The organism is Williamsia sp. Y712, assembly GCF_059445525.1.
In genome coordinates this window covers 1,197,803-1,214,580 of record NZ_JCAIUN010000001.1, presented here as the reverse complement: position 1 = coordinate 1,214,580, position 16,778 = coordinate 1,197,803, and the positions used below count along the sequence as shown (strand labels likewise).

Here is a 16,778-nt window from a genome sequence, read left to right as displayed (position 1 = left end):
GCTGCCTCTCATCGATTACCGAAGCTGATTATCAGCCATATCCGGGTTTCCCCGCAGAAGCGCGATAGACGCCGCGGATCTCTGCAACACTGAGAAATCCAGAATCGGCGCGCAACACTGGTCACTTCAGTATCTGCGTCCGGCGCGAGGAGCCTAAATGCACGCATTCCGCTCGGTCACGATCGGAACCTCTGTGGTCGCACTCGCTGCCGCCGGACTCGTCGCGCTGACGTCCCCCGCCATCGCGCAACCATGTGGAAACGCCGGCAACGGAAGCAGCGGCTTTGGTAGCAGCGGACTGGGCAGCAGCGGCGGGCAACCGCCGAAGGGACCGCAAGGCGCGCTCCCGGTCATCGCCAGCGCCAACACCAACGCCGTCGAATGGGTCACCGGCCCCCGCAGCAAGAACAGCACGTACGACCGTTTCCATATCTCGGGCACCGACCTCGGCATCAGCTGGGACAACGGATCCGGACAGATCCTGATGGCATTCGGTGACACTTTCGGAAACTGCTCGGTTGCCGGGCAGGAGTGGCGGCACAATGTGCTGCTGCGCTCCGAAGACACAGACCTCTCCGACGGGATCACGATTTCGAGCGCGGTTCCGGGCGAACTGATCCCCGCGCTCGGCGTGAGCTACATCGAAGCGACCAGCATTCCCACGGCCGCGATCTCCATCGGCAACACCCAGTACATCAACTACATGTCGGTGCGCGCCTGGGGCGAACCCGGCCAATGGGCCACCAACTTCTCGGCGATCGCCGTCTCGCACAACAACGGTCAGACCTGGGCTCCCGACACCAACACCATTCGTGTCAACGCGGACATCACCATTCCCGGCATCGGGCAAGTCCGTCAAGACAACAGCAAGTTCCAGATGAACGCCTACACCAAAGGCAACGACGGCTACATCTATCAGTACGGAACCCCCAACGGCCGGTTCGGTTCCGCCTATCTGGCAAGGTTTCAGCCGGAGAACATCCTCGACCTGAACAAGTACGAGTACTACACCAACAACGTGGCCCAGCGCTGGTCGACGGAGTTCGGAAACCTCGGAAACGTTGCACCCCAACCCGTCAGCGAACTGTCGGTGGCGTGGAACAACCACCTCCAACGGTACGTGATGCTGCACACCAGCGACCGTGCCGGTGGACTCGTGATGCGGACAGCCGAGAAGCCCGAAGGCCCTTGGAGCGCAACGAAACTCCTGGCACCCGCGAAGGGACTCGGCGGCATCTATGCGCCCTACATCCATCCCTCGTCATCGGGGAAGTACCTCTACTACACCGCATCGGTGTGGAAGCACTACAACGTGATGCTGCTGCGCACCGACCTCGACCTGGTCTGACAGCCTCTAACGCCCTTGCGCGAGCACCGGCAGGGAGTCGTCGCGTTGCAGTGAGAAGAAGTAGGGCGGCGCCCCGCGCTGATCCATCAGGCCGATCACCACATCGTCGCTGATCTTGCGAAAGACGTCGTTGATGGGATGCGCGTCGTAGACCATCGTGGCCGAACCCACGCCGCCGTACACGGTGGTCCGCAGCCGCGCCTTGGGCTTTTTGGTACCCATCCCCGGACGCGAGGCCGTCACCAGGCCTGCCAGCGATCGCCCCTCCAGCGACGGCAGTGGCGCGCGCTTGAGCAGGTTGAACGGCAGCCGGCGCGGGTCGAGCGCCCACAGCGCTTGTCCGTCGGCGGTCGGGAACAGCAACGGATGCACCGTTTCGGCATCGACGAACTGCTTGCCCCACCACCCACTGGCGGCGAGCATTCCGTCCATCCAGTGACCGGTTCGCACTTCGGCGCCTCGCCAGGTTCCGATCATGAAGTCGGGTTCGACCGGTGCGGCGTCGTCGAAGACGGCCTGCGCCTGCTCGGTGGTGGCCTGCTGTTCGGCAATGACGTTCTCTGCGATCGACATTCCGACAATCTAGCCAGCCTTCGCGCTCCGGCCAACCCTTAGTCCGGGATCCGCGGAAGAATGCCAGGTACGCTGGACTTTGTCCGATTTCAGAATCGAAAGGCACGATCATGGAACTATTTCTGGTCATCGCCGTCATCGCTGTGATCGTGGGCTTCGTTGCGCTGAACCGAAGCCAGGGTTCCGCGCGTCGCCGCACCGAGGAGACCTCCCTGGCGGACGCGAAAGCCGATGCGCGCCAGGCAATCGAACGACTCGGCGGTCAGGTCTACAGCCTCATCGGCTCCAATGAACCGGCCAAATCGGCCATGTCCGATGCCTCGGAACGGTTCAATGCCGCCGGATCACAGATCGAACAGGCCACCACGCCCAAACAGGCACAACTTGCAAAACAAACCGCCTTGGAGGGCCTGTACTACGTTCGTGCGGCCCGCCTGGCCATGGACATGGATCCCGGACCCGAGATCGCGACGCTCGACGGCCAGAAGTCCTCCGGAGCCGTCAGTGAAGACCGCGACATCGAGTTCGACGGCCGGCACATCGCGGCATCACCGAACCCCTCCGACAAGACGCCCAACTACTACCCGGGTGGACGCGTCGCGGGCCGGCCGGTGCCCGCGGGCTGGTATTCCGAACCATGGTGGAAACCGGCACTGGTGGCCGGCGCCTGGGGTCTGGGATCGGTCCTGCTGTTCAACGCCATGTTCTCCGGGATGGCCGGCGTCAATTACGACAGCAACGCCTTCGAAAGCGGATACGGCGACGGTTACCAAGACGGCATCGACGCCGACCAGGGTGGTGACATGGGCGGAGATCAAGGCGGGGACTTCGGCGGTGGCGACCAGGGTGGAGATTTCGGTGGCGGAGACTTCGGTGGCGGCGGAGACTTCGGTGGCGGCGGCGACTTCGGCGGGTTCTGAGTCAGCCGAAGATCGACGTCAAGGCCGGCGCCACGTCGTGATGATCGCGGATCAGGCGGCATCGTCCCCGGCCGATGGTCGCGAGGTCGCGGCCCAGGTCCACGTCATCCTCCCCTGAGGTGTCGAGCAGGACGTCCAGACGTGGCAGTCGCGCCGCGACACCGCGCGGATCAGGCCCCGCATTGTGGACACAATCGCTGAGCAGCAGCACCCGCGCATCCGCAGGCGGCACCCCGGCCAGCTCCCGCGCGGCCACCTCGAGCGCGAACGCGACATTGGTCAGTCCCTGGGTCGGCAATGTCAGCAACTGATCGAGCACGGTCTGGGCGCTGACCCGCTCTCCCAGCCGAACCAGGATCGCGGCATCTGACCAAAAGGCCACCACGGCAACATCATCACGGGCGAGTTCACCGACCATCGCACCGACCGTCGCTGCCGCGGTCCGTACCTGTTCGCCTTTGGTGGACCCCGAGATGTCGACAACCAGAACGATCGAGCGACGGTTGCGAACCCGTTCCCGCACCAGGATGTCATCGTCGGTCGGCAACGGATTGCCTGCGATCGCCACCAGTGTCGCGTCCAGATCGATCTCATCGGTGCCACCGCGCCAACGCATCGTGGTCAACGTCCCTGTGCTGGCCCGCCGGGCGCGACGTTGCCGCATCGGCTGCGCCAGCGCCAGCCTCCGAGCGATCTGCTTGGCCCGCTGCCTACCGATCTCGTCGACGACCGAAACACTATGAGAGTCCACCAGATCACCCTCGTCGTCGGTGGCACCCGGCGCCGACGAACCGGGCAACTGCATGGGCTTACCGCGCTCGGTTCCCTTGGGGATCAGCGTGAACCCGCCACCTCCGGCCGACGGCTTGAGCAGTGCGGGTTCCTCGTCGAGGACCTTGGGTTTACGACGCAGCGGGCGCATGTGCGCGCGATCCCGGCCGTGATCACTCTTCGACCGACGCGACAGCGGACTATCGGCCGCAACGGCTCTTCAACCCGGTTCGGCAGCCGCCGGAATCAGAATGAAGTGGTCCTGCCAGATCTCCCGCAACACCGCTTCCGGAGTCTCGAAGGCGGTGTCGTCGAGATGGATTCGCCCGGATAACGCCACCAGCATGGCGTCGAGCATGGTGTTCGTGTAGTCCTCCGGCAGGCCCCTCGGCGGATCGACCGAGTCCACCACGGGCAGCGAGATCCCCCGCATCTGCGCCAGTTCCGACGCCAGCAACGCAACGTCGATGGCGCCGCGCACACTGCTCCCCTGGCGGATGTCGTCGCGCTCGCGGGTGGCTCGCGTGACCGCGACAGCATCGGCCACCACCCGAGCCGAATCGACGCCGGTTCGGCGCTTCACGATTTCGCGTTCGGCCACTGCGTCCTGATAGGTCACCACCAGTCGGCACATCCGGTCGTGCACCGACGTCGACAGCCGGGTGGTACCGATGTTGTCGTACGGATTCATCGACGCCACCACGCGGAATGTGGGGAGCGCCTTCACACTGCCCACCCGTGGGATCGTGATGACCCGCTCTGCCATCGCGGTGAGCAACGTGTTGAGTGTGTCCTCCGGCGCGCGGTTGAACTCCTCTATGTATAGGAACCCGCCCGTGCGCATCGCCTCGATGAGTGGGCCCTCGACAAAGTTGTCCGCCGAGTAGTCCTCCCGCAGGACCCGGGCGGGATTATGATGTCCCACAAGCCGACTCGGGGTCAGATCGGCATTGCCCTCCACGAACACCAGCGGGATGTCCCATTCCGCGGTGATGGTGCCCAGCAACGTCGACTTCGAGGTCCCGGGCGGGCCTTCGAGCATCAGGTCCCGTCCGGCCGACACCGCCGCCAGCAACAGGTCGACCTCGCGCTCGCGGCCCACCACCTGCTCGGCGATCCTGGCCCGGATCTGAGCGGTTGCGGCCACATCTACGAGAGCTCTTGTCATGCCATCAATCTAAGGTCGACGGGCACCGACGACAAGGGACGCTGTACGCAGCGCAGCGGCCATCGCTTTCGGGCCACGTAGGTGAGACGATGGCACACAGTCTGACAAACCGGGGGAGCGGTATGGAACACGCGACGATAGACAAAGGCGGCAGACCCGCCATAACCAGCGCACGCAAACTGGCCGCCGCCGCACAGGAACTCTTCATCACCCAGGGTTTCGAGCGCACCAGCGTCGAGGACATCGCCGCCGCAGTCGGTGTCAGCCGCCGGACCTTCTTCCGCTACTTCCCCACCAAAGCTGATGTGCTCTGGCTTGAATCGAATGCCGAAATCGACCGCCTGAATGCCTTCCTCGCCGCCGACGAAGGCATCTATCCACCACGTGAGGTGCTCGAATCCGCAGTCGTCGCCGCACTGCTGTGTCGCCCTGCCGATGAGCGATGGGCCAGGTACCGCGCCCAACTGATCCTCACCGTGCCCGCAGTCCACACCCATGCCGCCAGGATGTACCGCCGGATCCACGAATCGGTGATCGCATTTCTGGAGCGGCGCGGCATCTGGCCGGCTAACGAATTGGCGGCCCTGACGTTTGCCCACGCGACAACCGCCGCCATCATGGCCGCGCACGAGTACTGGATAACGCACCCCGAAACCACACTCGCCGAATGTCTTCGGTCCACGATTCGGCTACTGCTCCCGGTCGATCCGGGAACGGAGTGGATCGCACCGCGCCTTCCGGCGACCGCGCCGTCGATCGGAATATCCAGGGAACCGGCCATTCACTCCGGGTGGTGAGATCCGCTTGCGGGCTCGGGCGTTGGTCCACACCGATCCCGCCGTACCCCGATCCCGGATCGATCGGCGGGCACGTCTCGCGTGGATTCGAGCGCGTCCAGGAGACCTTCGTCGAGAACTTCACCGTGCGGGCCGAGCTCGGCGCGGCGGTCTGCGTGGTCATCGACGGTGAGGTCGTCGTGGACCTGTGGGGCGGGCTCCGCGACAACGCGACGGGCGCGAGTTGGTCCGACGGATCGACCCGCAGCACCGCATCATCGGCCAGGTCTTCCGAGGCGACATCGCGGCGCCGTTGGGGGTGGGCGACGAGGTCTTCATCGGGACGCCGGCGTCGGTTCCACCCCGGGACAGGCTTCTACGGCGCCTTCACGTCCGCCGGTGGACCGCTCGGCCTGCGGCCGCAGACGCTTGCGGCTACGTAACAGACAAAATGGGCACGAAACTGCAGGGAGATCCCCGCGACTCGGCGCTGCGCCAGGCACTCGCGAACTGTCTCTAAGGCAGAGCCGGCCAGAGGCGCTGAGGCGGAGCGCGGAGCGTCTGTCGCCCCCCTGATATAACGCCGCATGCGGGCCCCCGACACGCGCGTAAAGTGACCGAGGTCACATTCTTAGCATCGCTAAATGCCTGACCTGCGATGGGTCTCGATCCTGCAACGCACCCTCCGGTTGCCGATCACGGAACGATAACGAAGGGGGTCAATTCTGGTGTAGCGTCGGCGCGGACTCAACGGGCGAACGCCCATCTACAGGAGGTTCATCGCCTTGGGTAAGCATTCGGCACCAAAGAAGTCGACGCAGAAAACAAAGTGGCGGTCGCCGTACGCGCTGGCCGCCCTTGTGCCCGTCGGACTGGTCACCGCAGTAGCCGGTGCCCATGCGGGTCAGCAGATGACGGGCGAACCGACGAAGCAGGTGGCCGACAGCGCCGCATCGGCCGCGGTGAGATCCGCATCGAACACCGAGTCCGTTGCTCCGGCCACACCGGTCGTCGAGCACGTCACCGCCGAAGCCGAACCGGCCCCCGCTCCCGCACCCGAGGTGGTCCCGGCGAGTGTGACCAGTGGCCAGATCCCCCGCATCAATTACGAGGCGTATCACGCCGCCGGATCGAAGCTGGCGCAGGAACTTCCCGGCTGCGGCGTCTCGTGGCAGCTGATCGCCGGAATCGGCCGCGTCGAATCGACCCACGCCAACAACGGCAAAGCGGATCCGACGGGCGCCCTGGAGTCACCCATCCTCGGTCCGCTGCTGGACGGCAGCCTGGCAGGCAACAACGTCATCCGCGACACCGACGGCGGAAAACTCGACGGGAACCCCACCTACGACCGCGCGGTCGGACCCATGCAGTTCCTTCCAGAAACCTGGAATCACTACGCCGAAGACGGAAACGGCGACGGCGTCGCCGACCCCCAGAACCTCTTTGACGCGGCCCTGACAACCGGCCGTTACCTCTGCGACGGCGGGCTCGACCTCCGGGATCCGGCTCAGGTCGTCAAAGCCGTCCTGCGTTACAACAACTCGATGGACTACGTGTCGAAGGTGCGTGGCTGGGCCGACGGTTACTGATTCGGAGGTTCCGGCTAGACGGCCGGTGCGACCGTCTCTCGCGGCAGGGTCAGCAGCGTGACGACACTGACGATGATGAGCAGGATCGCACCGACAACGAGGAACGTGGTGATCGCGGCGCCCGGCAGGAACAGCACAACGATGCCGGCGATGAGTGAGATCACCCCGGACCCGATGAGGAACCACTTGGGTGCGTACAGGGCACCGCCGAATCCGGCGGCGATCTCCTGAATTCCCTGGAAGATCCACGAGATACCGATCACGATGGCCAGCAAGACCAGTGATTCAGCCGGGTTGAACAGGCACACGATGCCCGCGATCAAGATGATCGCGCCCATCAGCCCGAGGAAGGCCCGCAGCCCGGTTGGCAACAGCTTTGCCGAAAAGGCCATGGTCAGGCGGTAGATGCCGGTGAAGATCAGCGTGATCCCGAAAAGAACCGCAACCACGACAAGCGTCGGCTCGGGCCAGATGAGGGCCACGATACCGATGATGATCCCGATGACCGCGGTGGCGATGAGCCCGGCCCGCACCGCATTGCGCAGCTGATCGGGAAACGACTGGGTGGCAACAATGTTCGTCATGGGTGGAACTTACCCCGCGAAACCCCTGGTGACACACCAAATCAAGGCAACTTTGTGCCATCTGGCCGCAGCCCGGCAAGGAAGATGGCCAGTACCCGCGGGATCAATTCATCAACCGTGGTGTTGCCCGCCACCATCGGATCGGCATCCAGCGACGACTGGGGCCGGGTGATCAAGGCCAGCCCGGCGAAGAAGTCGATCTCCGTGAGATCTTTTCGCACAACACCTTTGGCCTTGGCCCGGGTGAGAACCTCGCCAAGCATGGCGAGGTTTGCGTGACGTTCGTCGATCAGATGCTGCGGCAATACGTCGACATCGCGGACGATGATCGGTATCAACGAGCCCAACCGCAGTGACACGAACATTCCAGTGAGCCTTACCAGGGCGTCTGCCGGATCCGCGTCGACGTCCTCGATCAACGCTTCGAGCGTCGCGCGGGCCCGGGCCAACCCGTCCTCCAACAACGCGACTTTCAGATCGTGCCGAGTGGGGAAGTTCCGGTAGAGGGTGGCAATACCGACCCCGGCACGTTCGGCAATCGTCTCGAGTGGCACGTCGTAGCCGACATCCGCGAACAACTCCCGTCCGGCGTCCATCAATCTGGCCCGCCGCTGCACCGCATCTGCCCTCATCTACACGCCCCTCCTCGCGACACCGCACTTGACAGCAGATTCTATACGGAGGAATATCCTCCGTATTAAGTGGAGGATATTTCTCCACATCTGACATGTGGAGGGTTTCCATGAACCGCAAGATCGTAGGGGCGATGATCGGGCTGGCCGGGGTGCTGGCACTGATCTCGCTCGCTTTTGTCCTGCCGATGAAAAACTCTGGAGCACACGATCTTCCGATCGGCATCGCCGGACCGACCTCGGCGAGCACCCCCATCGAGAGTGGATTGCGGGTGCAGTCCGCGGACACATTCGATGTCCGCCACTACGACTCGGTCGACGAACTCCGGACCGGCATCGAGGAACGCGAGGTAGTCGGTGGCATCGCCATCACCCCTGCTGGGCCGACGATGTTCGTGACATCGGCGGGCGGGGCACAGATCGCCCAGACCCTGCGGGCTACGGCGACCGCGATGTCGACGGCGAGCGGTGTGGCGGTGCCGGTCGAAGATGTCGTCGCCACCACGGCCGATGATCCGCAGGGCACCGGCATCGCCGGGCTGGCACTGCCTCTGGTGCTCGGCGGCATCATCCCCGCCGTCGCCTTCAGTAGACTCCTCCCGGGAAAAACGCTTCAGCAGGGTGCGGCCGCGATCGGCATGGCAGGTCTCGCCGGATTCGCCCTCGGACTGATCCTGCGGTTTGCCGTCGGCACATTCGACAGCAACGTCATCGCGGTATCGCTCGGTATCGCACTCGGGATGTCTGCGATCAGCCTGACCCTGATCGGACTGGCAGGCAATGTCGGCATCGTCGGATTCGGTGCCGGTGCAGTCGTCATGATGGTTGTCGGCAATCCATTGTCGGGCATCGCGACGAGCTCGTACTGGCTGCCGTCAGGGTGGGCCGAACTCGGTCAACTGCTACCCCCGGGCGCCTCGGGAACGCTCCTTCGTTCACTTGCCTTCTTCGACGGCCACGGCGGCGCCCACGCACTGATCGTGCTGTTGTGCTGGACCGCGATCGGTGCAGGCCTGATACTCCTTGCGCACAAGCGGACTCCGTCCGCCGACGACGAGACATTCGGCGTCCTCGCCACGGCCGATTCCGGAGTCTCCCCAGAGCCAACAAAAGCGAGCCCTCGCTCGGTACAGTGAGTCGAAAGGCCTCAACTTAGGAACACCGATGCCCACTCGGCACAATCAACTGACCCAAATCGACAGCAGAACATACGCTTTCATGCATCTACCCGGCGGATGGGGGCAGACCAACACCGGGTTGGTGGTGGGCGACGACGCAGCGATGGTGATCGACACGGTCTGGGACCGTGGCCGGGCGCAGGCCAACGTCGGAGCGTGGTCGTCGGTGAGCGATGTCCCGATCACCGAAGCGGTCAACACCCACTCCGACGGTGATCACTGGTGGGGCAACAACACCCTGCCCGAAACCACACGCATCACAACGTCGGTGGCCGCGCTCGCTGCGATGAAGGATGACACACCGCCGGGGGCGGTCGCCACGTTCGCCTCGCTCGGCAGGATGACCCGGTCGATACCCGGTCCGGCAGGGCATCTCGGCCGATACATGTATCAGGTGACGGGTGGCGCCGACCTGCCCAAGCGACTACCGCGGCTGCCCGACCACACCTTTTCCGACACCGAAGACATCAAGGTCGGTGGCCGCATCGCTCACCTACGTGACTTCGGGCCTGCGCATACACCCGGGGATCTCATCGTTCACATCCGCGACAGCGGTGTCGTTTTCACCGGCGACCTCTTGTTCATCGGCACCACCCCGGTGATCTGGCATGGGCCACTGGTTAATTGGATAACCGCAATCGACCATCTCCTACAACTCGACGGCGCGACGTACGTCCCCGGACACGGTCCGGTCTGCGGTCGCGCCGAGATCGAGCTGTTGCGCGATTACTGGATGTGGTTGTCGCAGGCCGCCCGTGAGCACCACGCCGCCGGGCGGGCACCACTGGCAGCGGCCCGGGCATTGATCCGTTCCCCCGAGTTCGTCCCGTTTTCGCAATGGGGCTCTCCCGAGCGCATCGTGCTGAATCTCAGTACCTTCTACCGATCGTTCGACGGCGCGCAGCCCGCACCGCCCACCATCGTTCGCCGGGCCCGCGCCTTTGCCGATGCAGGCAAACTCCAACACACCATGCGGTCATGAAGATCCGCCGCCTACCCGGCCCCGCATCGCTGGCGATCCTGCACGAGCCGTCGGGACAGTGGATCAGTCTGCGCGCCGCCCTGGGTGCCAGGGACGGGCTCGAAGAACTCACACATCTGCAGTCAAATCTGTTGGCACTGCTGGCTGCCGGTGTGCAATCCCGTGCCAAGATCATCGACGTCGTCGATCAGGCCGCGGATGCGGGAATCGGGATGTTCACCGATCCGCCACCGGCCATCCCCTACTACCCCAGTTCGCTACGCTGCTTCCTCGGGTGGGAAGAACACTGGATCAAAGCCGCACACGGCTTGGTCCAACGCAACCTCCCCGTCAGCCGGCCCATCATCCGGACCTATGAACGCTTGACGCACAAGGTCTTTCCACTGCTACGACCGGGCGCCGCCTTCTACGATCATCCCGTCTACTACACCGGCAATCACCTGACGGTGATCGGTGACGGTGAACCGATGCCTTGGCCCAACTACACCACCGAACTCGACTACGAGCTCGAATTCGGCATGATCATCGCCCACCCCGTTCGCGATGCCACGCCCAAGACTGCGGCTGCCGCCATTGGCGGATTTGTGGTGTTCAACGACTTCAGTGCACGCGACGTGCAGTGGGACGAGCATCGGCGCGGCGTGTTCGGCCCCGTGGTGAAAACCAAAACCTTTGGCAGCTCCATCGGTTCGGTGGTGGTCACCGCCGACGAGATCCTGCCCAAGATCGATCGACTCACCGCTTCGGTCCGTGTCAACGGAGAGTTGTGGTCGTCCACCAGTACCCACGGATTGCGTTACAGCCCAGGCGAGGTCGTCGCCTGGGCCAGTCAGTCAGAGAATCTGCACGCCGGTGAACTGATCACCTCCGGCACCCTGCCTGCCGGATGCGGGCTCGAACTCGACCGCTGGATCCGTCCGGGCGATGAGGTGGCCCTGACGATCGACGGGATCGGTTCGGTGACCAACACGGTGGCCTACCCGGCCTGACCGGATCGGTTCAGATGTTCTGACTTACTCGGGCAGCCAGTGTCGTCCGTGTTCCGGTTCGGGCTTGTCGAGTGCCACGCCGTTGGTGTTGTCGCTGTCCTGATCCTTGCTGGTGGCGCCTGCCGGCGGCCTGGTGGACAGCATCACCGCGACCGCGGTGGTCAGCGGAACCGACAGTGCGATCGCGATACCACCGACAAAGCTCCGGGCGAGTTCGATGGCCACCAACTCGGTGGTCATCAAAGTCCCGAGCGTCTGACCGGACACCGAGAACAGCAACAGCAGCGGAAGTGTGCTGCCCGCGTACGCAAAAACGAGCGTGTACACGGTGCTCGCGATGTGGTCGCGGCCCACCCGCATCGCAGCGGCGAAGGTCTGCAGCCGATTACCACCGTCGGCTGCGGAGAGCTCGAACACCGCCGACGCCTGGGTGATGGTCACGTCGTTGAGTACACCGAGCGCACCGATGATGAATCCCGCCAACAGGATTCCGTTCACCGAGATGGCGTTGTTGTAGATCTGCAGATTGATCGTCTGCTCCTGCGAGATACCGGAGATGTGCATCGTCTCGATGGCCAGCCAGGACAGAAAACCCGCAAGCAGAAGTGACGCCAGCGTGCCGAGCAATGCCGCACTGGTCCGCAGACTCAGTCCGTGCGCAAGATAGATGACCACGAACAAGATCGCCGCCGACGACACGATCGCCACCGCGACCGGCGACTTTCCGTCCAGCATCGCGGGCAGGGTGAATCCGAAGAGCACCGCAAAGGCGAAGACGAGTCCGATCACCGACCGCAGGCCCCGCCACGAGGCCACCAAGACGATCGCGAACACGAACACCAACGCCCACACGATGATCGACGTCGAGCGACCGTAGTCGAAGAACGAATAGGTGTCGGTCCCGTCGACACCGACCGAACGCGACAGTTTGATGTTGTCGCCGACCTTCAGATCCGGCTGACCGGGCAACGGCTGCGCCAGTTGCTGCGCCGTGAGCTCATCACTGCCCGAATCCTGCTCGATCCCGGCCTGCACCCGATGCGTCGGGACTTCGATCAGTGTGTTGGCGCCCTCATTGGGCCCCGAGGTCAGCCGCACGGTGTTCTGGATGCACGGGCCGTCATTGACGGACGCGACTGCCGCATCGCCGGCGAACACCTGCCCGGACTGCTGATTGAGGCAATCGGAGGTGGCCTGTGCCACCACCTCCCCCGATTCGACCTGGATGGAGCCACCACCGACCGACTGGAAGTTCACCGGGACGTCGTGATCCCGGTCGCCGGGCCAGAGCAGGACGAGTCCGAGGACAACCGCGATCGCGGATGCGACCAGCAGCCCGATGACCACCTTCGCCACGTTCGGATGGAGGTCCACCGGGCCCAGCTGGTGGTGGTGATGTTGGTGGGACTCGTCGCGACGAGAGGGTCGGCTCACCCGGGTCACATTAGTGGTCGCGCCCATGCGTTCGCCGAACGTCACGTCTTGGGGCCGATCCGGCTTGTCGACAGAAGAAGCCTTCCGCCCTCGGTGAGGTCGGGCCTACCGTGGAAACGGCCCATTCCTATACCACAAGAAAGGAGTATGTCACCATGAATCGCTCATTCTCCGTCGCCGCGGCAGCAATCCCCGTGGTGACGGCAGGTCTCGTCGGAGGGATCTCCGCCCCAGCGCAAGCCGCCCCAACGCCGGTCTCTTGCACGCACGTCTGGTCCGACAAGGACACCGGTTCAAGCACCGTCAAGTCGAACAATGCGGTGTTGCGCACCGGACCGGACAACACCTGCAACGTCGTCGCCCGTGTTCCGGGGGGCGTCACCCTGGACTTCGACTGCTACATCGTCAACGACGTGGGCAAGAAGTTCACACATGTCCAGTTCGACGACGCCCACAAGCAGGGGTGGATTTCACACGTCTATCTCGACAACGGCAGCAACACGCGCTGCTGATCCCAACCGGGCCGGGGCCTCGGGCACAGGCTTCGAAACTCCTGTCGGTGAGCGGAAATCAGTGAACCCGCCACAGCGGAACACCGGATGCGCGAGAGTGGACATGTGCTCGACGAAATGCAGCGCGAAGCCACCGAGCTCTTCGAATCCGGTGAATACGAACATGCACTCGCGGAATTCTCGGTTCTGAAAGAGATCCGATGCCGCCGCGAGGGTCCTTACTCGCTGAAATGCCTCTCGAACCTGCATGACGTGATCCGGTGCCAAGTACGGCTGGCTCTCTGGGCCGAATGTGAACCACAGTGCCGCGAGCTGCTCGCGAAGTACACATTCACCCACGGACCGATCGACCCCGACACCCTCGACGTCGTCGAACACATGGCACGAACCCTCGACGCCCTCGGACGACCCGACGAGGCCGCCGAACTGTGCGAGCGCACCGCTGATTTACTGACTGCCGACGGTCAACACCGCAAAGCGCTGTCGTTCCGCGACGCCGTGGTCCGCTATCAGGCGGCAACCACAAAACCTGCAACTCGCTGACCCCCTGCCTGCACCCCGGGTTGGGTCACTGCGCGGGCTCGATGCTTAGATACAAGTTGTGTCTAAGGAGCTGTCCGCCTCGGAGCGTGCGTACCAACAGGTGAAAGGCCAGATCCTGGCCGGAACGCTGGCCGGCGGTGAGCTGATCAGCGAAGGCGAGATCGCCACCACCCTGGGAACCTCTCGCACCCCCGTTCGCGAAGCGTTTCTGCGCCTCGAGACCGAGGGCTGGATGAAGCTGTATCCGAAACGCGGCGCCCTGATCGTGCCGGTCCCCGTCGACGAGGCCGAGCACGTCATCACTGCGCGGTTTGTGGTCGAGACCGCCGCCGCGGCAATGCTCGCCCCTCGCGATCGCACATCGCTGGTCGCAGATCTCCGCAATGGACTCGACAGGCAAACCGCTCACGCCGACTCCGGTGACGTCGACGAGTTCACCATCGCCGATGCCGCATTTCACCGCATGTTCGTCGCGGCTGCAGGCAACCCGCTGCTCGAAGGTTTCTACGACACCCTCCGAGATCGCCAGCTACGCATGACGAGCACCTCCGTCCAACGTGATCGCGCCCAGATGCAGCGGATCATCTCCCACCACACCGAGCTCACCGAACTCATCGAAGCCGGCGACGCCGATGGATTTGCAACAGCCCTTGCCGCGCACCTCAATTCGGTGCACAACCTTCGGACACCGCTACTCCCCGGCGGCACGCCGTCATGAGGGACTGGCGCGGGGTCTCCGCGACGATGTTCGCAATCGCCTGGGGCGGAAACGAATTCACGCCCCTGCTAGTCTTTTACAAGCATGAGTACGAGATGGCCGGGCCGACCGTCGATGTCTTGCTCTTCGCCTACGTGTTGGGCATGGTGCCCGCGCTGCTGATCGGCGGCCCGCTCTCCGACCGATTCGGCCGCCGACCCCTGATGCGTCCGGCCGCGTTCATCGCCGCCGCCGGATCATTGGTGCTGGCACTGGCGTCGGACTCCGTCCCCCTGCTCACCGTCGGCCGCATTCTCAGTGGCGTCGCCATCGGACTGGCGATGGCGGTCGGCACCAGCTGGCTCAAAGAACTCTCCAGCCCTCCATTCGACCCTGCCGGCGCCGGGAACGGCGCCCGCCGAGCCGCGATGAGCCTGACCGCAGGTTTCGGCATCGGAGCGGCCTTCGCCGGAACGATGGCGCAGTGGGGTCCATGGCCACACAGCACGTCGTACGTGGTGAACGCAGCGATCTGCCTGATCGCCGCGGCCTGGATGTGGTCGGTGCCGGAAACGCGACGTCCCGCGACCGCGAAGACGCGGCTGCGCCACGATCTGCGGATCCCGTCGCTCCGCCACCGCCGGTTCCTGCTGGTCGTGGTCCCGCTGGCGCCGTGGGTGTTCGGGACCGCCATCGGATGCCAGGCGATCCTGCCGACCCTGATCGCGCCCGAGGTCGAAGCCGCTCCGATGGCTTTTGCGGCATTGATCTCGGCGGTCACACTGACGTGCGGCTTCACCATTCAATCGGCCGGCCGCCGGATCGACCGGCCCGACTCGGCCAGGGCCAGCCAGGTGGCATTGCTCCTGATGATCGTCGGGATGGGCGCGGCCGCACTGGCGGCAGCACTGCTGACCATCTGGGCGGTACTGATCGCGGCGGTGATCCTGGGTGCCGGGTATGGCATCGCACTGGTCGCCGGACTGTCCGAGGTGCAGCGCATCGCCGGTCCGCGCGACCTCGCCGGTCTCACCGCGGTCTATTACGCACTCACCTATCTGGGGTTCGCCATCCCCATGACCCTGGCCTACCTGCATGAATACATTCCGGCGGTCACGTACCCACAGATGTTCGGGTTCGGAGCACTCGCCGCGACACTCACTCTGGCGATGATCACTCTCCAGTCCCGCAAGAACCTGCCGCCTGTGGTCCCCGACACCCAGGGCAACGAGATTTCCGCAGGTCTGCAACTATCAAATGGTGTCTGACCCGAGCTACTTCACCCTCGACGCCGACGGCGTCACGCTGATCCCGACAAAATGGGCGCGAAGCGCGTGGGGCCCGAACTCATTGAACGGTCCCGCAGTCTGCGCCGCCGCGGCCCACGCCCTCGAACGCGACCATGCAGATCCCGACTTCGTGCCCTCACGCATGACGATCGACTTATTCAAGTCGGCACGCAACGAACCCACGGTGGTCAACACCCGCAAGGTCCGGTCCGGTCATCGGATCGTCGTAGCCGACGCCGAGGTGATGCAGGGCGAGGTGATGGTGGCCAGGGCCTCCGTCGTGTTCCTGCGCCGGTCGGCCCCGCCGCCCGGAAACGAGTGGCGCCCCGAGTCCACCTTCACCCCGCCGGAGAACGCCTTCGACAACAAACCCCGCCACCCCTACGTGCACACCGACGGCAGCGAATGGACCCAGAGCATCGGCGGGCACCAGAACGTCGCACGGAAGCGGGCCTGGAGCACCGGCATGGGTGTGCTTCCCGGAGAACCGTGTTCACGCCTCGTCCACGCCGTCCAGTGCGCCGAGTCGACAAGCCTGGTCACGAATCTGGGCACCGAAGGCATCGGTTACATCAACTGCGACCTGACCATGGCGTTGTCACGGATACCCGAGGGACACGAGCTCGGCATCGAGGCCGACACCCACATCACGGCGGACGGGATCTCCGTCGGAACCGCAACGCTGTATGACCGAAAAGGGCCATTCGGAACCGGTATGGTCACCGCAGTCAGCAACGCTGCGGCGCAGATCGACTTCTCGGCGCGCAAGGGACTGCTGTAGGACCGAAAGGCG

19 protein-coding genes are annotated in these 16,778 nt (G+C 64.3%); 13 read left to right on the top strand and 6 right to left on the bottom strand.

Going from position 1 to position 16,778, the window contains the following annotated elements; all coding sequences use genetic code 11:
* The first annotated feature begins 157 nt into the window (after positions 1-157).
* Positions 158-1,348 (top strand): glycoside hydrolase family 183 protein, encoded by a 1,191-nt coding sequence (locus AC1D75_RS05765; RefSeq protein WP_495514329.1) that lies wholly within the window; start codon positions 158-160, stop codon positions 1,346-1,348.
* A gap of 6 nt (positions 1,349-1,354) precedes the next feature.
* Here AC1D75_RS05765 and AC1D75_RS05760 read toward each other — a convergent pair whose 3' ends face one another.
* Positions 1,355-1,921: a DUF4334 domain-containing protein gene (locus tag AC1D75_RS05760; protein ID WP_495514328.1), complete on the bottom strand. Its 567-nt coding sequence runs from the start codon at positions 1,919-1,921 to the stop codon at positions 1,355-1,357.
* Positions 1,922-2,031: 110 nt separating this feature from the next.
* Between AC1D75_RS05760 and AC1D75_RS05755 the strand changes: the two genes are divergently transcribed.
* Positions 2,032-2,841: a DUF1542 domain-containing protein gene (locus AC1D75_RS05755; RefSeq protein WP_495514327.1), complete on the top strand. Its 810-nt coding sequence runs from the start codon at positions 2,032-2,034 to the stop codon at positions 2,839-2,841.
* A gap of 1 nt (position 2,842) precedes the next feature.
* Here the strand turns inward: AC1D75_RS05755 and AC1D75_RS05750 are convergent, their stop codons facing one another.
* Positions 2,843-3,763 carry a vWA domain-containing protein gene (locus AC1D75_RS05750; RefSeq protein ID WP_495514326.1) on the bottom strand — a complete coding sequence of 307 codons (921 nt, stop codon included), beginning with the start codon at positions 3,761-3,763 and terminating at the stop codon, positions 2,843-2,845.
* A 69-nt stretch (positions 3,764-3,832) separates the two neighbouring features.
* Positions 3,833-4,780, bottom strand: coding sequence for an AAA family ATPase (locus AC1D75_RS05745; protein WP_495514325.1), 948 nt, complete (start codon positions 4,778-4,780; stop codon positions 3,833-3,835).
* Between the two features lie 122 nt (positions 4,781-4,902).
* Between AC1D75_RS05745 and AC1D75_RS05740 the strand changes: the two genes are divergently transcribed.
* From AC1D75_RS05740 to AC1D75_RS05730, 3 genes are all read left to right on the top strand, one after another.
* Positions 4,903-5,577: an acyl-CoA-like ligand-binding transcription factor gene (locus AC1D75_RS05740; protein WP_495514324.1), complete on the top strand. Its 675-nt coding sequence runs from the start codon at positions 4,903-4,905 to the stop codon at positions 5,575-5,577.
* Positions 5,574-5,999 carry a hypothetical protein gene (locus tag AC1D75_RS05735; RefSeq protein WP_495514323.1) on the top strand — a complete coding sequence of 142 codons (426 nt, stop codon included), beginning with the start codon at positions 5,574-5,576 and terminating at the stop codon, positions 5,997-5,999. Before AC1D75_RS05740 ends, AC1D75_RS05735 begins: the two co-directional genes overlap by 4 nt.
* A gap of 342 nt (positions 6,000-6,341) precedes the next feature.
* Positions 6,342-7,145 carry a lytic transglycosylase domain-containing protein gene (locus AC1D75_RS05730; RefSeq protein WP_495514322.1) on the top strand — a complete coding sequence of 268 codons (804 nt, stop codon included), beginning with the start codon at positions 6,342-6,344 and terminating at the stop codon, positions 7,143-7,145.
* A 14-nt stretch (positions 7,146-7,159) separates the two neighbouring features.
* Here the strand turns inward: AC1D75_RS05730 and AC1D75_RS05725 are convergent, their stop codons facing one another.
* Positions 7,160-7,729 carry an HdeD family acid-resistance protein gene (locus tag AC1D75_RS05725; protein ID WP_495514321.1) on the bottom strand — a complete coding sequence of 190 codons (570 nt, stop codon included), beginning with the start codon at positions 7,727-7,729 and terminating at the stop codon, positions 7,160-7,162.
* 41 nt (positions 7,730-7,770) lie between these two features.
* On the bottom strand, positions 7,771-8,361 hold the full coding sequence (locus tag AC1D75_RS05720) for a TetR/AcrR family transcriptional regulator (RefSeq protein ID WP_495514320.1): 591 nt from the start codon (positions 8,359-8,361) through the stop codon (positions 7,771-7,773).
* A gap of 110 nt (positions 8,362-8,471) precedes the next feature.
* Between AC1D75_RS05720 and AC1D75_RS05715 the strand changes: the two genes are divergently transcribed.
* The 3 genes from AC1D75_RS05715 to AC1D75_RS05705 are packed head-to-tail and all read left to right on the top strand — an operon-like array spanning position 8,472 to position 11,510.
* The gene (locus AC1D75_RS05715; protein ID WP_495514319.1) at positions 8,472-9,497 is read left to right on the top strand and encodes an ABC transporter permease; all 1,026 of its coding nucleotides are present in this window, start codon (positions 8,472-8,474) and stop codon (positions 9,495-9,497) included.
* A 28-nt stretch (positions 9,498-9,525) separates the two neighbouring features.
* Positions 9,526-10,521, top strand: coding sequence for an MBL fold metallo-hydrolase (locus tag AC1D75_RS05710; RefSeq protein WP_495514318.1), 996 nt, complete (start codon positions 9,526-9,528; stop codon positions 10,519-10,521).
* A complete protein-coding gene (locus AC1D75_RS05705) occupies positions 10,518-11,510 on the top strand; it encodes a fumarylacetoacetate hydrolase family protein (protein WP_495514317.1) in 993 nt (330 codons plus the stop codon). Before AC1D75_RS05710 ends, AC1D75_RS05705 begins: the two co-directional genes overlap by 4 nt.
* Positions 11,511-11,534: 24 nt before the next feature.
* On the opposite strand, the gene AC1D75_RS05700 is transcribed toward AC1D75_RS05705, so the two are convergent.
* Complete coding sequence (locus tag AC1D75_RS05700; RefSeq protein WP_495515990.1) at positions 11,535-12,953, bottom strand: YibE/F family protein; 1,419 nt, start codon at positions 12,951-12,953, stop codon at positions 11,535-11,537.
* Between the two features lie 146 nt (positions 12,954-13,099).
* On the opposite strand from AC1D75_RS05700, the gene AC1D75_RS05695 reads away from it, so the two are divergent.
* From AC1D75_RS05695 to AC1D75_RS05675, 5 genes are all read left to right on the top strand, one after another.
* Positions 13,100-13,456, top strand: a complete 357-nt coding sequence (locus AC1D75_RS05695; protein ID WP_495514316.1) for an SH3 domain-containing protein — start codon at positions 13,100-13,102, stop codon at positions 13,454-13,456.
* Between the two features lie 87 nt (positions 13,457-13,543).
* Entirely contained in the window at positions 13,544-13,999 is a 456-nt protein-coding gene (locus AC1D75_RS05690) for a hypothetical protein (RefSeq protein WP_495514315.1), read from the top strand.
* 58 nt (positions 14,000-14,057) lie between these two features.
* The gene (locus AC1D75_RS05685) at positions 14,058-14,717 is read left to right on the top strand and encodes a GntR family transcriptional regulator (RefSeq protein ID WP_495514314.1); all 660 of its coding nucleotides are present in this window, start codon (positions 14,058-14,060) and stop codon (positions 14,715-14,717) included.
* Positions 14,714-15,964, top strand: coding sequence for an MFS transporter (locus AC1D75_RS05680; protein WP_495514313.1), 1,251 nt, complete (start codon positions 14,714-14,716; stop codon positions 15,962-15,964). The genes AC1D75_RS05685 and AC1D75_RS05680 overlap by 4 nt, the downstream gene beginning before the upstream one ends.
* Positions 15,954-16,766 carry an acyl-CoA thioesterase domain-containing protein gene (locus tag AC1D75_RS05675; RefSeq protein ID WP_495514312.1) on the top strand — a complete coding sequence of 271 codons (813 nt, stop codon included), beginning with the start codon at positions 15,954-15,956 and terminating at the stop codon, positions 16,764-16,766. Before AC1D75_RS05680 ends, AC1D75_RS05675 begins: the two co-directional genes overlap by 11 nt.
* Positions 16,767-16,778 lie beyond the last annotated feature (12 nt).